Source organism: Paenibacillus sp. FSL R7-0163 (genome assembly GCF_037969975.1).
GTDB classification, from domain to species: Bacteria; Bacillota; Bacilli; order Paenibacillales; family Paenibacillaceae; genus Paenibacillus_AQ; species Paenibacillus_AQ odorifer.
The window spans coordinates 5,412,785-5,428,823 of record NZ_CP150224.1 but is presented as its reverse complement, the minus strand read 5'-3'; the positions used below and the strand labels follow the sequence as shown (position 1 = coordinate 5,428,823).

Here is a 16,039-nt window from a genome sequence, read left to right as displayed (position 1 = left end):
ATGTGTCGTGTAGTAGGTAATAGAGTCAGATTCTTTCTTATAGTAATTTCCCAAGCTTTTAGATGTCATCACATTAAATCGCACGTACAACCCGAAGGAGGACTATTCAAAGTGAGTATCAAAAGAGCGCTAGTTAGCGTATCGGATAAACAAGGTATCGTGGATTTTTGCCGCGAGTTGTCTGCATTAGGCGTAGAGATTATTTCCACAGGTGGAACAAGCACGCTTTTGGCTAAGGAAGGTGTTCCAGTCATCGGTATTTCCGATGTTACAGGATTCCCGGAAATCATGGATGGACGTGTCAAAACCTTGCACCCGGCTGTACACAGCGGATTGCTAGCGGTTCGTGACAATGAGGAACACACGCGTCAAATGAAAGAGCTTGGTCTGGACTACATTGATCTGGTAGTAGTAAATCTGTATCCGTTCGCGGAAACCATTGCTAAACCGGATGTATCGTATGAAGAAGCCATCGAGAATATCGATATCGGCGGACCGACGATGCTGCGTTCTGCGGCGAAGAACCATGCTTTTGTAAGTGTAGTGGTAGATGCTAACGACTATGCTACAGTGCTTGAAGAGGTTCGCGCAGGTGGAGATACAACGCTGGAAACACGCAAACGTCTTGCGGCAAAAGTGTTCCGTCATACGGCGGCTTACGATGCCTTAATTTCCGATTATTTGGCTAATGTTACTGGCGAACCGCTTCCTGAGCGCTACACCGTGACTTATGAGAAAATTCAGGATCTGCGCTATGGCGAGAATCCGCATCAAAAAGCGGCATTCTATCGCAAGCCTTTGGCTGCGGGGGATACTCTTACAGCAGCTGAGCAATTGCATGGCAAAGAATTATCCTACAACAATATCAACGATGCTAACGCAGCGCTGCAAATCGTGAAAGAATTTGAAGAACCTGCTGTCGTAGCCATTAAACATATGAATCCTTGTGGTGTAGGTGTCGGTGAAAGTGTATACGAAGCTTATCAAAAAGCTTACAACGCAGACCCAACCTCTATCTTTGGGGGTATCGTGGCAGCTAACCGGATTATCGATGCAGACACTGCTACTCTGCTGAAAGAGATTTTCCTCGAAATCGTATTGGCGCCAGGCTTTACGGAAGAAGCACTGGAAATCCTTACGAAGAAAAAGAACCTGCGTCTGCTCAAAATCGGCAATCTCAGCACGGCTAGTGCGCGTAAGAGCAGCTTCGTAGTTACCTCTATTGATGGAGGAATGGTTGTACAGGAGAGCGATGTGCATTCTGTGAACCCGGATGATCTACAAGTTGTTACGGACCGTAAGCCAACCGAAGAAGAATTGAAACAGCTGTTGTTCGGCTGGAAGGTAGTTAAGCATGTGAAATCTAATGCGATTGTATTAGCTGCGGATGATATGACAGTTGGCGTAGGTGCAGGGCAAATGAACCGCGTTGGCGCAGCTAAAATTGCGATTGAACAAGCTGGCGAGAAGTCCAAAGGATCAGTCCTTGCCTCTGACGCCTTCTTCCCAATGGGAGATACGCTTGAAATGGCAGCCAAAGCAGGCATTACCGCAGTTATTCAGCCAGGCGGCTCCATTAAAGACGAAGAATCGATCAAGGTCGCGAATGAGTATGGAATTGCTATGGTCTTCACAGGCGTCCGTCATTTCAAACACTAGAACGCTGGGAGGATTTTATTCTAATGGATATTTTAGTGGTTGGCGGCGGCGGCCGGGAGCATGCGATTATTTGGAGCCTGTCCCAAAGTCCCAAGGTTGGTAAAATCTATTGCGCACCCGGCAACGCCGGGATCGCGCAGCTAGCAGAATGTGTGCCTATCGGTGTGTTTGAGTTCGACCGTCTGACGGCTTTTGCAAAAGAGAAGGAAGTAGGTCTTGTTGTAATCGGACCGGATGATCCGTTAGCAGGGGGCATTGTGGATGCTTTTGAAGCACAGGCTATTCCTGTGTTTGGTCCACGTAAGAATGCAGCTGAGATCGAAGGCAGCAAAACCTTTATGAAGGATCTTTTGCACAAATATAATATTCCGACAGCAGCCTATGAAAAATTTGATGGCTATGAAGCTGCACTGGCTTACTTACGCGAGCAACCGCTGCCGATCGTAATCAAGGCAGATGGGCTTGCCGCAGGAAAAGGCGTGACCGTTGCCTATTCACGGGAAGAGGCAGAGCAGGCACTAGCTGATATTATGGTAACCAAAGTGTTTGGTGAAGCTGGCGCTCAGGTTGTCATTGAAGAGTTCCTAGCGGGTCAAGAAATGTCGATTTTGGCTTTTGTTGATGGAGAGACAGTTCGTCCGATGGCTGCCGCTCAGGATCATAAGCCTGCTTACGATGGAGATAAAGGTCCTAATACCGGTGGAATGGGCACCTATTCGCCTCTGCCGCATATCGACGAGGCGATTATCCAAGAAGCGATTGAGACCATCATTAAGCCAACAGCTAAGGCTATGGTAGCTGAAGGCCGTTCATTTAGCGGCGTTTTGTTCGCAGGGCTGATGATTTCTCCAGAAGGTAAACCAAAGACCATTGAATTTAATGCCCGGTTTGGGGATCCGGAGACACAGGTCGTGCTGCCTAGATTGAAGAGCGACTTGTTAGAAATCTTTTTGGCAGTAACCGAGGGCAAACTTGCGGATATCGACATTGAATGGAGCGACGAAGCAGCGGTGTGCGTGGTTCTCGCTTCTGGAGGATATCCAGGCTCTTATCCTAAGGGAGTGCCGATCGAAGGGCTTGAGGACAGCCAAGGAGGGCTGATCTTTCATGCCGGTACAGCACGGGGGGCAGCTGGCAGCTGGGTAACGGACGGCGGACGGGTCTTAGGCGTGGTAGGCCTGGGTGCTACGATTGCCGAAGCTCGTTCAGCAGCCTATGCTAGGGCTGAAGGAATCTCTTTTTCCGGGAAACAGAATCGCAGCGACATCGCTATGAAGGCTCTGGTATAAGGATAAAGCACTGTATCTAGCAATTTTTTGCGCTTTAAGTCCTAAAAAAGGACTGACAAGTGATAGAAGAAGTGCTATAATACTACACGTACGGGGGAAAATGTGCGGATATATACAGATAAGGGCCTTTCCGATCATGGGAAGGCCCTTTTAAATCGGAGTCCTTCAGACTTTGTGCAGTAACCTTATAAAGGATGCCTCGTGCCTGAAAATGTTGATACTTATAGTGCATACTAGCGATACGCTTATGGCGAATGGCTACTCACAGATTTAAGGGGGAATTCGTTTTGAGTAAGATTGGAAGAAATGATATGTGTCCTTGCGGAAGCGGGAAAAAATATAAGAAATGCTGCCTAGGGAAAGAAACTTCTGCAGTGGAATCCATCATGCGACTGGTAACAACGGAAGAATCCGCTGCTACTGTGGCTGTGGCCGAGAAACCAGAAGCGGCAGCCATTTCTGAAGCTAAACTTACCCTAACCACGCTCAAAAAAAAGGTGTCACGTGATCTGAAATGGGAGCATCCGGCGCATGAACAATTGGCTATGCACCTTATTGAGACCATGAGAGACAGCTATGACCGGGAGCTAATCTGGGAAGGTCTGGTTCTATGGAATGGTTATTCCCGTCACATCAAGCCTGCAGTGAAGAAAATGGGCTCCTTCTGCGCGGCTATCGAATTTATCTTGTCTGAGGAATATGGTTTCCTTCAAACTCAAGCTGATCTAGCGATCAAACATGAGGTTACTGCACCTACCATCTCCAGAAAAGTTAAAGAGATGCTTAATTATATCGAACAGTACGGCATGGGCGGGGCAGAGGAAGAATTACTTTTGCTCAACGTTTCAGGCACTCCGAAGGATCAGGAACAGGCTTTGCTGCAAAAAGCAATGGAAACTAAAGCATCCAATCGTCGGATCCAGCTAGCAGAAGCGGCATTGGAAGTTTATCCGGACAGTCCGGACGCCTATCTCATTTTGGCTGAGGAAGCCGAGAATGAAGCAGATGCCCGTGCTTATCTGAAAGCAGGGATGGAAGCGGGTGCGCGTGAGCTTGGAGAAGCCTTTTTCATTGAGAACAAAGGACATTTCTGGGGTCTTTACGAGACGCGTTCGTACATTCGAATCTGCAAAAGCTACGCTGACTCCTGCTGGTTTAGCGGAAATGCAGAAGAAGCACAAAAGACGCTGGAGCACATTCTAGAATTGAACCCAGAAGATAACACAGGTGCACGTTACCTTCTAACGGCAACGTACCTTTACACTAATAAGCTTAAGAAGACCGAGAAGGTACTGGAGAAGTTCGGCAAGGATGCAGCTGCAACAGTAGCATATGACCGTATGGTTTTAGAATATAAGAAGAACGGGATCACTTCCCAGCTCAAAATGCTTTACCGCGTGGCGAAGAATGTGAACAAGCATGTGCCAGATTATCTGTTAGGTATCAAAAGATTGCCGCATAACCTGCCTGATTTTGTAGGCGTGGGTGACGCTAACGAGGCTATCGAATATGTTATTGTACATTCACGTTTGTGGACAAGCTTACCAGACCTGGTGAAGTGGATGCTGAAGCAACAGGACTAGTAGGTTTCAAAGCGTAGGGATAGCAAATATTAGTAAGAGACTATAGGGTTCCTTTAGTCTCTTTTTCTTTATCACTGATTAGGATGCTTGAAAAAATGTCCTCGGGAGAGTATGTTACAAGAAGTAGAATAACAGATAGATAGTGAGGCGAGAGGGTTATGAGAGAAGAGGAAGACCGAATCGTAGGAATGGAAGATATTGTGCGGGCTCATCACGTACTGCGTGAAGTCATAATCCGGACACCTCTACAACGTGATGCTGTGCTGTCAGCCAAGTATGATTGTGATGTGTATTTGAAGCGCGAGGATTTGCAGATTGTACGTTCTTTCAAAATCCGCGGAGCTTATAATATGATTCGTAGCTTGTCAGCAGAAGATAGAGCAAAAGGGATTGTCTGTGCGAGTGCGGGCAACCATGCACAAGGCGTAGCCTATTCCTGTAAGGCGCTTGGAATTAAAGGCAAGGTCTATATGCCAAGCACTACGCCTAACCAGAAGGTTAAGCAGGTGCGGCGGTTCGGCGGTGAGTTTGTTGAAGTCATTCTGAAGGGCGATACCTTTGATGACGCTTATGATGAAGCACTGCAAGCTTGTATAGATCATGGGATGACGTTGATCCATCCCTTTGATGAGCCACGAATCATTGCGGGCAACGGCACCATTGCGATGGAAGTGATGGAGAGTCTGGACAACCCTGCAGATTTTATGTTCGTAACCATTGGTGGAGGCGGCCTAGCAGCGGGTATAGCCACCTATGTGAAGACAGTTAGTCCTTCTACCAAGTTGATTGGTGTGGAGCCACTCGGAGCCGCTTCTATGACGGAAGCGATCAAGCTTGGAGAAGTGGTGACTCTTAATGAAATTAATAAATTCGTGGACGGAGCGGCTGTAAAACGTGTTGGCGGCCTGACATATGATATTTGCTCCCGTCATCTGGATGACATCGTGATGGTGCCTGAAGGCAAAGCTTGTACCACGATTCTGGAATTATATAACGAGAATGCCATAGTGGTTGAGCCAGCAGGTTCGCTGCCTATCGCAGCGCTTGATCAATATCGTGACCAAATCCGCGGCAAAACAGTTGTCTGTATCATAAGCGGCGGGAACAACGATATTGACCGGATGCAGGAGATCAAGGAGCGTTCATTGATTTACGAAGGCTTAAAACACTATTTCATGGTGAACTTCCCGCAACGGGCAGGCGCGCTGCGTGAGTTCCTGGGTGAAATCCTTGGACCTCACGATGATATTACCCGTTTCGAGTATATCAAGAAGCATGATAAAGAAAATGGTCCCGCGCTTGTGGGCATTGAATTATTGTCAACGGATGCCTACGAACCTCTCATCGAACGGATGCAGCAGAAGGGCGTCGATTATGTAGAGATCAATAAGGATTCTAATCTCTTTAACATCCTTATTTAATTCTCTTATCCACTTAATAATCACGTTAATAAACATAAACAAGCCCGTCCCTATTCATTTCAGGGACGGGCTTTTGTGATTTCTTTATTAGAGAGGTAACGAAGTCTTACGATATTGCTCGACCTCATCGGTCAATTTATAGCTATTGTCTTTCATTAATTTCATGAAGCTATCCAGCTTTTGTAGAAATGGGCTGTTGTCATTATTTTTGGTCAGAATACTGGAGTAAGCCTTTTGCGCCTCCAAATCCATTTCCAGATTGTCATAATGGAAGAGAGGAGTGTTATTCTGGCCGTAAAACGTATTATTCACATACATAGTGTACAAGGCTTTTACAGCAGAAATTCGGTTTGATTTCGGATGATTTTGAATGAATTGCTCTTGAGATAAAGCTCTGGCTGCTACCTCAGTCCAGGCGATAACTAGCCCGTTGTCCTTGGAAGAGGGCAGATCCGATTCGGTGGCCATAATGGAAATATAAGCGCTGATATCATTGGTAACGTATAGCTTGTACTTGCGGTAAGCCCCATAATCGATCACCGGGAAAAAAGTACCCTCTGCTGTCTCCAGCTTATATCCGCTTTCGCTGGCACTTTTCAGCAGTGTACGTAGCTGGAGATCATCAGTAATAGCAGCAAGAGAAGACATGCTGGCGCCTGCTTTATAAATGGCGGTGAGCTTCCGCTGGACAGTGCTGGTACTGAATTTACTTTCCCAGGCTTGCAGTGCAGCTTTATGCAGATTCTCAAGCTTCAGGGTCAGCATTGTTGCACGATACGAACCTACCGCATACATATTGGAGTTCAAATATTTTATGGCTTCGGGTAACTTGTCAGAGGTAGATAACAGCGGTAATGCAGCTTTATAGACAGCCTCTGCATGATTATTGCTAGCTGCTTGAGGAATTGCCTTAGCGCCTTCCCCAGGAGGGCTGGTAGCACCTTCGGCGTGAATAGCACTGGGTACTATGCCTAGCCCTAAGGCTATAGCTAGAACGGAGTAGAGAATATAATGTTTCTTAATCATGGAAGTTTCCCCCTATCTATCGGATGGAATAAAGTTTTCAGCCTAGATATTTATTTTTTGAAAAATATAAATTTCAGTCCCAACCCCCCAATGATGCACAGAATTAAGCTTACCCACGGGGATATTGTAATGACCGGAAATAACCGATCGAGGAACATGCCGATAAATACAGCAGCTACTGCGATGCCAATATAGATTCCAAGGCTTTTTATATCAAAAGGCTTGGCACTGGGTGCATCGCTTTCCGACAAGGAAGACATCCATTTCATAATCAGTTCAATTAAGATAATGGAGCCTACTCCCACAGCGAACAGGGTGAAAAGGCTGATCTGTCCGAACATTCCAGGTGAATCGTCAGTCCATTGGAAGAAGAGTCCACCGATTGCCAATATCCCAAAAAGACAGGTCAGAGCTGCGCAGGGAATCATCAAGTAATAGTTCCATTTACTGCGCACCGGGCGCCCGGGAACACTGTCTATGATTTCTTTAAAATAATCGTGCGGATTCTCGCCGAATACTTGCTTGGCATTTTTCCCTTTACGTTGTTCCTTCAACAGCAGCTTGGCCGCATCCAGCAAAAGTTCTTCTCCGCGCAGGGTGTCAATTCGACTGGCCCGCATTGCAAGGATCATATCTTCTAAATAGGAGCGATTGAAGGGCGTCAACTGCTCACGCAGGGCGTTATTTTCCTTAATCATATCTTTCACTTTCATAATTTGGATGTAAACCTCCAGTGTTGTTAATCGGTATAGTCTTTAACCTAGAGTATACGTTTGCATGACAGGTCTACGCAAGGACAACCATTTCTATGGCGATATGCATAATCCTTTTAGAAGAGTGAACACTGATAATGTTGTTGCTTGATCAATATAGCATTGGGAAAGGTTGGGAGCTTTATGGAACATGAGAACAAGAAAGAACAGGGAAGATCCATGGGCAACGGTTTCGAGCCTACGCCCAATAATTCAATGGGGGATTGGGGCGGCTCCGATGGATTCAGCATGTGGGATTCCGCAGAAGATGCTCCCGAGGGCTTGCTTAAGGATTGGGAAGGCAGCCATGAAACCCATGAGATGTTTAACGACAGCTACGATTGATTAACAACCCTGGTCATTCATCTCGAAAAAACAACAGAGCAGCGATCCTCCGATACTGGGGATCGCTGCTCTGTGTTTTTTTGGTGGGGTTCTCAAACCCAAACCCAAACCCAAACCCAAACCCAAACCCAAACCCAAACCCAAACCTCAAGCACCCCCGAACCCCAGACCCCCGGTTGTCGTAGCATCCACCATCTTTCGGACTCAGATGACGTTATTAGCCAAATTATCGCCTTTTCAGCACAGTTTCGGACTCCAGTGACGCTATTGCTCGAAAAGAAGCTCGTATTTGCTGTTTTTCAGGGTGATAGCGACTATGGGGTCCGATAGAATTCAAAAAGTGTGCTAAATCTGCGAATAGGGTTTTCTGAGTCCTATAGAGCTGCTGAATCCGATGGATTCAGCAGCGGGATTTCCGCGGAAGATACCCCCGAGGGCTTGCTTAAGGATTGGGAAGGCAGCCATGAAACCCATGAGATGTTTAACGACAGCTACGATTGATTAACAACCCTGGTCATTCATCTCGAAAAAACAACAGAGCAGCTATCCTCCGATCTGGGGATCGCTGCTCTTTGTTTTTTGGTGGGGTTCTCATACCCAAAGCCAAAGCCAAACCCAAGCACCCCCGGAACCCGGGAATCCCAGAGCTCCCAGAGCCCCCGGTTGTCTTAGATTCATCATCTTTCGGACTCAGATGACGTTATTAGCCAAATTATCGCCTTTTCAGCACAGTTTCGGACCCCAGTGACGCTATTGCTCGAAAAGAAGCTCGTATTTGCTGTTTTTCAGGGTGATAGCGACTATGGGGTCCGATAGAATTCAAAAGGTGTGCTAAATCTGCGAATAGGGTCTTCTGAGTCCGAAGGAGCTGCTGAGTCCGAAGGAGCCGCTGAGTCCGAAGGAGCCGCTGAGTCCGAAGGAGCCGCTGAATCCGAAGGAGCCGCTGAGTCCGAAGGAGCAGGTGAGACCGATAGAGCCGCTGAGCCCGATGAAGCTACTGAGTCTCAAGGAGCCGCCGAGTTTGATGGAGCTACTGAATCCGATAGAGCTGCTGAATCCCGCGCGATTGGCGGTTCCAATCGACTCGAGGTGGGCGCCCCAGAGTCATGTTCATATCTACAGGACACCCTGTTTGTCGTGCAGACTCTAATGCCCAATACTCCCGGCAGATTATTAAGAATTGTCCCTTGCTGTTGACAATATGAACGAAATCTTTATAATTAGATTATAATTCATACTAAGTTAATCGGAATTCTAATAAATTAAAATGAATTAAATTATTAATATAATTATAGGAGGATGCGGCAATGGAACGGAATATTGTAATCCGGCATAACGGAGAAGAATTGACGGCGAGCATACATTACCCGAACAAAGAGAAGGGAACCTCTTCGCGTTGCAAGGATAGACTGCCATTAGCCGTGATCTGCCACGGATTTGTGGGGAATCGGATTGGTGTAGACCGGATTTTTGTGAAGGCGGCTCGTGAGCTGGCACAAGAGGGATATATGGTTATTCGTTTTGATTATGCGGGCTGCGGCGAGAGCAGCGGAAATTATGGCGGCGAAGACATGGAATCGATGATCGCTCAGACTAGAGCAGTACTGGATTACGGAATTAGCTCTGCTGATGTGGACCCACAGCGCGTGACGCTGATTACCATAGCTTGGGTGGCGCGGTGGCGCTGCTGACAAGTATTCGCGATCGCCGCGTGAAGAATCTCGTGTTATGGCCTCTGTGGGTTATCCTTTCAATGATATTGTGAAAATTGTAGGGCGGGAGGCTTATGATCGTGCTGTGAAGAATGGATCAGCCGATTATGTGGGCTACTCGTTTACGCCGGTATATTTTAATTCTTTGGCGGCATTTCAGCCCTTCCAAGAAGCGAGCAAATTTAGCGGCGATGTACTCGTTATCCATGGCACCTCTGATGATGTCATTCCGGTGGATTACGCTTTTCTTTACCAGAAGCTGTTCTGGACACGTCCCGAAGGACGTTGCGATAAAGAGATCATTTTTCAAGGGGATCACACCTTTTCTTCTGGACCGGCACAGCAGCAGCTGCTTAAGCGGACTATAGAATGGATGAATGAACAAGAGCATCTGCAGACAGAGTGGCAGAATTGGATGATTTAGGAGAAGGTTTTTATTCGCATTAACTTGCAATAAGCGGTAAAATAAAGATGCACACCATATACTGGGTTATGGAGGTTGGCATCCTATGAAATTACCGTCATTTTTTATTGCGCACGGTTCTCCGCTCCTCGCACTGGAGGATAACGAGTATACCCGTTTTCTGGAGCGGCTTGGTCAAGAACTTGAAGCGCCACGCGGTATAGTAGTTTTCTCAGCGCATTGGGATAGCCCTGAACAGCTACTTACCGTTGATGAACTGCACGAGACACAGCATGACTTCTACGGATTCCCTGAAGAAGTTTACACGCTGACCTATCCGGTACGGGCGATCCTACCCCTAACAAGACGGATTTCTGAGCTCTTCAAGGATAACAATCTTTCACATCAGCCCGTTCTGGGGCGAGGACTCGATCATGGAGTCTGGGTGATACTGAAAAAAATGTTCCCGAACGCCGACATTCCGGTAGTTGCTTTATCCGTCGATTCCCTGCGCTCTCCCAAGGAGCAGTACAATATCGGGCGGATGTTAGCACCGCTTCGTGACGAAGGCATACTGCTGATTGGAAGCGGTGGACTTGTTCACAATTTGCGGATGCTAAGTGAAAGTGAGCAGCCTGAGGATTGGGCACTTGAATTCGATGCCTGGATTGCCAAGGGACTAGAAGCCTGGGATTTGCCTTCACTTTTTGCGTATGAGAAAAAAGCTCCAAATGTACGCGATGCGGTTCCTTCTTATGGAAGAGAGCATTTTGCACCTCTCTTTTACGTGATGGGAACAGCGGATGGCAGCAGGAAGGCAGAGCGGATTTTTCAGGCTTATCAGTATGGGACATTAAGTCTGAATTGCTGGAAGCTAGACTAACTGAATGAATAAGAAACCTGCAGGGTGCAGCCGCAATGGCTGTACCCTTTTTTTAATATAAGAATTTATCTATTCCATGCTATAAAATTTCCTTATGCTTGCTATGAAAAAGGGAGTAGGTAATCAAGACAAATGGGACTGACTGTGATTAAATGGAAGGAATCAGTGAGTTTCATAAAACGTTTAGGAGGAACTACAAGCTTATGAAAGTAAATTGCTCTTCTTCCCGTCTGTTATCTGCCATTGTATTGACCACCCTATTGCTCTCCGCTTGCGGAACACAGAGTGCAAATAATGAGATCACCCCGACACAGCAGCCTACCGCAGAGCCCACGCCTATCGAAACGATTCAACCCTCACCTACTATTGATCCCGCTGCTGAGCTCGTATCCGGATTAACAGGTCTTCCGGTTTCTGAAGACAGTCTCCCACGTCCCTTAGCCGTAATGATAAATAATGCTCCTGCCGCTCTACCGCAATCGGGGGTTAGTGAAGCAGATATTTTGTATGAAATTCTTGCCGAAGGTGGCATTACGCGTTTGATTGGTATTTTTCAGAGCCATACAGGTGTGGTGAAAATCGGACCGATTCGCAGCATCCGCCCCTATCTGCTTGATATTGGCGAGAGCTATGGTGGTGTGACGGTGCATGCCGGAGGGAGTCCGGCGGCTTATGCCATTTTGCAAAAAGAGAAAAAAGAAGATATGGACGAGATCGGCCGTGCCGGAGCTTATTTTTGGCGGGATAAAGCGCGAAAAGCACCACATAACCTGTACAGCAACGCAGCCAAACTGCGGGAAGGTGCCGAGAAGCTTGGGTTTGCGCAAAGTGTGAAGGTGCCCGGGTATCTTTTTAATAATCCAGATTACATACCGGCGGACGGAGAGAAAGCCGCTGAATTTAGCATAAACTATCTGCTCAAAAGTTATAAAGTTGACTATAAATATGATCCTAAACGTCAGACCTATCAGCGTTATGTGAATGACAAACCTCATTTGGATCTAAATAACGATAATCCGGTGGAAGCGTACCAATGTTATGGTTATAGGAGCGGATCATAAAGTGCTTGATGATGTCGGAAGACTTCAGATTGATGTGGAGCTTGGCGGGGAAGCGTTGCTTTTTCAGCGGGGACAGTCACCCAAGGCAGATGGTCGCGTGAACCAGGGGATGTGATCCGCTTTGTGAGGGATGGAAAAGAAGAGCTGATGTATCCAGGAATTACCCATATTTTGGTGGTCCCTAATGCGCCTTCATTTAGCAGTCATGTGGTATATGGCGGGGCGGATGGTACAACATAAGAAAGTCGGAATATCCAGTGTTATACAGATTTGTGTTCGGAATAATGGGTATGTGTTAATAGAGTGTAAAAAAGTTCATTTCTATAGCTTCTATACCTTGTACGGATATGATAAGATAACAAGGGTTGTCATTCATTTTCATGCTTTTTACATATGAATGGCTCTGTATTCACGGTAATTTTATGTAAAGGGGTTTAAAACAATGAAGTTGAGAAAAAAGGACATATTCTTTGAGACGCTGGAAAATATGGTAGATACTATTGTCCAAGCTGCAGATTATTTTGCTCAGAATATCACTGATCTCCGGAATAATGTCGATAATTTCGCTGCAGAGATGAAAAAGTACGAATCCCAATGTGATACTTACACGCACACCGTCATCAAAGAATTGAACAAGACGTTTATTACGCCGCTTGAACGTGACGACATTATGGACTTGATCACAAGCATGGATGATGTCATCGATGGTCTGGAGGCATCCGCCTCACGTTTCTATATGTACAACCTTCTTGACCCGGATGAATACATTGTACAATTCGCCGAAATCCTTCGTCAGTGTGCTTATGAAATCCAAAAAGCGGTTCATTTGCTCTCCCAGAAGAAATTGTTGGCGATCCGTGAATATACAATCCGTCTGAATGACCTTGAGAATCAAGGGGACGAAGTGCTGCGTATTTGTACTAAGGTCCTGTTCGAAACTGTAAAAGACCCGATTGAGCTGATTAAACGCAAGGAACTGTATGAGCGGCTCGAGACCACTACAGACAAATGTGAAGATGTAGCCAACATGTTGGAATCGATCATCATGCGCAACTCATAAGGGGTACTAGAATATGGAAACATCTATATGGATTCTTGGAATTGTTATATTTCTCGCGCTTGCGTTTGACTTTATCAATGGATTCCATGATACTACCAACGCAATTGCTACCTCTGTCTCAACACGTGCCTTAAAACCGCGAACAGCAATTATTATGGCAGCACTGATGAACTTTGTTGTACTTTGATGTTTACAGGTGTGGTAAAAAAATCGGCGGAAGTATCACCGACCCGACCTTGCTTGAAAATGGGTTGGATATCATAATAGCCACGCTGATTGCTTCGATTATTTGGAATTTGATTACTTGGTGGCTCGGGATTCCATCCTCATCGTCTCATGCACTGATCGGCGCTTTAGCGGGTGCAGTATACGTGGGGGCAGGCTCAGCACACATCAATTGGGGCGGGTTTGTGGAAATTGTCGAAGGACTGATTTTCTCCCCAATCATTGCGTTTGTTATCGGTTATATAATCATGACCATCCTGAAGTGGATCTTTGCTAAGCGTATCCACATACGGTCAACAAGGGCTTCCGCTCTATGCAAGTCCTTACGGCAGCGTTACAGTCGTTCACACATGGTACAAATGATGCGCAAAAAGCGATGGGGATCATTACTTTTGCACTCGTTACCTCAGGACGTCAAGAAACTATGGATGTTATCCCTTTGTGGGTTAAGATAGCTGCAGCTACGGCTATGGCGCTCGGTACCTCCATTGGCGGTTGGAAGATTATTAAGACTATGGGCACAAAGATTTTCAAAATCGAACCTATTAACGGTTTCGCGGCTGATATTTCCGCGGCATCTGTTATTTTCTCAGCAACGCTGCTGCATTTGCCAGTAAGCTCAACGCATGCGATCACATCAGCGATCCTCGGGGTTGGCTCTGCCAAACGTTTCTCTGCAGTGAAATGGGGAGTAGCCGGACGTATTGTGGTCACTTGGTTCATCACGATTCCAATCAGTGCGGTATTAGCAGGTCTGATTTTCAAAATCATTTTTTAAACACCCTTTAATAAAGATGTCAGTTAGCCATTGGGCTGCGGACATCTTTTTTTGTTGTGTGGACATGAGGAGAGTGAAGAATATACGGTATAAATCCCGTAGAAATGGCGGAAATCGGCGTTGGAGGGAGAATGTACGGTATAAATCCCGTAGAAATGGCGGAGTTTGGCGATAGAGGGGGAATGTACGGTATAAATCCCGCAGAAATGATGGAGTTTGGCGATGGAGGGGGAATGTACGGTATAAATCCCGCAGAAATAACGGAGTTTGGCGTTGGAGGGGGAATGTACGGTATAAATCCCGTAGAAATGACGGAGTTTGGCGTTGGAGGGGGAATGTACGGTATAAATCCCGCAGAAGTGGCGAAGTTTGGCGTTGGAGGGAGAATGTAAGGTATAAATCCCGTAGAAATGATGGAGTTTGGCGATGGAGGGGGAATGTACGGTATAAATCCCGTAGAAATGGCGGAGTTTGGCGATGGATGGGGAATGTACGGTATAAATCCCGGAAATGACGAAGTCTGGAGTTGGAGGGGGAATGTACGGTATAAATCCCGTAGAAATGGCGGAGTTTGGCGATGGATGGGGAATGTACGGTATAAATCCCGTAGAAATGATGGAGTTTGGCGATGGATGGGGAATGTACGGTATAAATCCCGCTGAATTTACGAAATTCGAGGGTGGTGACAAAAAGAAGAGCATAACTGCCCTAGAATTGGAGACACTTCGTCGAAGAAGCAGAAAGAAAGGCATAAATGCCTTAGAATGACGGCACCTGACTTGTATGAAGGTGGACCAGCCCAACTAAACACATTTCAAGGGAACCCAACGCACCTTAATCCAGCCCATCGTAACGTAACCTTGCACAAGCTAACTCAGCCCAGTCCAAATTACCTTATTTCAGCAAAATCCAGCGCACCGAAGTCCAGCCCTGCGCAAAGTAACCTAGCCCAGATTAACTCAGCTCAGTCCCGCGTAACACATTTCAACGGAACCCAGTGCACCTTAATCCAGTCCATCGCAAAGTAACCTAGTACAAACTAACTCAGCCCAGTCCCGCGTAACACATTTCAACGGAACCCAGTGCACCTTAATCCAGTCCATCGCAAAGTAACCTAGTACAAACTAACTCAGCCCAGTCCCGCGTAACACATTTCAACGGAACCCAGTGCACCTTAATCCAGTCCATCGCAAAGTAACCTAGCCCAGATTAACTCAGCCCAGTCACGCGTAACACATTTCAAGGGAACCCAGTGCACCTTAATCCAGTCCATCGTAAAGTAACCTAGATCCAACTAACTCAACGCAGCCCAACTTACCTCATTTCAGCAGAATCCAGCGCACCGAAGTCCAGCCCTGTACAAAGTAACCTAGCCAAAGTTAACTCAGCATAGTCCCACGTAACACATTTCAAGGAAACCCAGCGCACCTTAATCCAGTCCATCGCAAAGTAACCTAGTACAAACTAACCCAACCCAACCCAACCCAACCCAACCCAACCCAACCCAACCCAACCCAACCCAACCCAACCCAACCCAACCCAACCCAACCCAACCCAACCCAACCCAACCCAACCCAACCCAACCCAACCCTATTCTCTTTCTCCCTGCTTTTCTGCCGTCCATGAGCATCGCTATATTCACAGTATCCTGCCCGGAACTTTACATGTACGATGCAAGGATTGCATCCCAATCCCACAAATCACTACCAGCCCAAAGTAAAACATATGTTACTTACGTTAAATGAACGCGAGGCGATGGACTCAATCTTTTGCGAAATCAAGGTCAGTCTGCTTACGATCGAAGGGTTGTTTACCATCCCAAAAGGAGCACTTTTTCACCAA

General features: G+C 46.6%; 14 protein-coding genes and 2 pseudogenes. 14 read left to right on the top strand and 2 right to left on the bottom strand.

Features of this window, described 5'->3' with window-relative positions:
- Positions 1–111: 111 nt before the first annotated feature.
- From purH to ilvA, 4 genes are all read left to right on the top strand, one after another.
- Positions 112–1,659, top strand: coding sequence for a bifunctional phosphoribosylaminoimidazolecarboxamide formyltransferase/IMP cyclohydrolase (gene purH / locus NST45_RS23845; protein ID WP_076100608.1), 1,548 nt, complete (start codon positions 112–114; stop codon positions 1,657–1,659).
- 23 nt (positions 1,660–1,682) lie between these two features.
- Positions 1,683–2,948: a phosphoribosylamine--glycine ligase gene (purD, locus tag NST45_RS23840; protein ID WP_076100610.1), complete on the top strand. Its 1,266-nt coding sequence runs from the start codon at positions 1,683–1,685 to the stop codon at positions 2,946–2,948.
- A 287-nt stretch (positions 2,949–3,235) separates the two neighbouring features.
- Positions 3,236–4,531, top strand: coding sequence for an SEC-C metal-binding domain-containing protein (locus tag NST45_RS23835; RefSeq protein WP_036680892.1), 1,296 nt, complete (start codon positions 3,236–3,238; stop codon positions 4,529–4,531).
- A 158-nt stretch (positions 4,532–4,689) separates the two neighbouring features.
- A complete protein-coding gene (gene ilvA, locus NST45_RS23830; RefSeq protein ID WP_036680889.1) occupies positions 4,690–5,952 on the top strand; it encodes a threonine ammonia-lyase IlvA in 1,263 nt (420 codons plus the stop codon).
- Between the two features lie 87 nt (positions 5,953–6,039).
- On the opposite strand, the gene NST45_RS23825 is transcribed toward ilvA, so the two are convergent.
- Together NST45_RS23825 and NST45_RS23820 are read right to left on the bottom strand one after the other, a co-directional pair.
- Positions 6,040–6,978, bottom strand: coding sequence for a hypothetical protein (locus NST45_RS23825; RefSeq protein WP_081382567.1), 939 nt, complete (start codon positions 6,976–6,978; stop codon positions 6,040–6,042).
- 50 nt (positions 6,979–7,028) lie between these two features.
- Positions 7,029–7,691, bottom strand: coding sequence for a DUF1129 family protein (locus NST45_RS23820; RefSeq protein WP_076100613.1), 663 nt, complete (start codon positions 7,689–7,691; stop codon positions 7,029–7,031).
- 183 nt (positions 7,692–7,874) lie between these two features.
- Here NST45_RS23820 and NST45_RS23815 point away from each other — a divergent pair, with 183 nt between their 5' ends.
- The 10 genes and pseudogenes from NST45_RS23815 (at position 7,875) to NST45_RS23770 (ending at position 14,965) form a co-directional block, all read left to right on the top strand.
- A complete protein-coding gene (locus NST45_RS23815) occupies positions 7,875–8,075 on the top strand; it encodes a hypothetical protein (protein WP_036680885.1) in 201 nt (66 codons plus the stop codon).
- 828 nt (positions 8,076–8,903) lie between these two features.
- The gene (locus tag NST45_RS23810; protein ID WP_339824023.1) at positions 8,904–9,272 is read left to right on the top strand and encodes a hypothetical protein; all 369 of its coding nucleotides are present in this window, start codon (positions 8,904–8,906) and stop codon (positions 9,270–9,272) included.
- A gap of 110 nt (positions 9,273–9,382) precedes the next feature.
- Positions 9,383–10,211, top strand: a pseudogene (locus tag NST45_RS23805) (alpha/beta fold hydrolase).
- A gap of 85 nt (positions 10,212–10,296) precedes the next feature.
- A complete protein-coding gene (locus NST45_RS23800; protein ID WP_339824021.1) occupies positions 10,297–11,073 on the top strand; it encodes a class III extradiol ring-cleavage dioxygenase in 777 nt (258 codons plus the stop codon).
- A gap of 203 nt (positions 11,074–11,276) precedes the next feature.
- A complete protein-coding gene (locus NST45_RS23795) occupies positions 11,277–12,134 on the top strand; it encodes a DUF3048 domain-containing protein (protein ID WP_339824019.1) in 858 nt (285 codons plus the stop codon).
- Positions 12,135–12,576: 442 nt separating this feature from the next.
- On the top strand, positions 12,577–13,194 hold the full coding sequence (locus NST45_RS23790) for a DUF47 family protein (RefSeq protein ID WP_339824017.1): 618 nt from the start codon (positions 12,577–12,579) through the stop codon (positions 13,192–13,194).
- Between the two features lie 13 nt (positions 13,195–13,207).
- Entirely contained in the window at positions 13,208–13,381 is a 174-nt protein-coding gene (locus NST45_RS23785; RefSeq protein ID WP_339824015.1) for an inorganic phosphate transporter, read from the top strand.
- Positions 13,368–14,197 (top strand): annotated as a pseudogene (locus NST45_RS23780) (inorganic phosphate transporter). The gene NST45_RS23785 and the pseudogene NST45_RS23780 overlap by 14 nt, the downstream one beginning before the upstream one ends.
- Before the next feature lie 131 nt (positions 14,198–14,328).
- Positions 14,329–14,589, top strand: coding sequence for a hypothetical protein (locus NST45_RS23775; RefSeq protein WP_339211283.1), 261 nt, complete (start codon positions 14,329–14,331; stop codon positions 14,587–14,589).
- A gap of 145 nt (positions 14,590–14,734) precedes the next feature.
- On the top strand, positions 14,735–14,965 hold the full coding sequence (locus tag NST45_RS23770; RefSeq protein WP_339824012.1) for a hypothetical protein: 231 nt from the start codon (positions 14,735–14,737) through the stop codon (positions 14,963–14,965).
- The last annotated feature ends 1,074 nt before the right edge of the window (positions 14,966–16,039 follow it).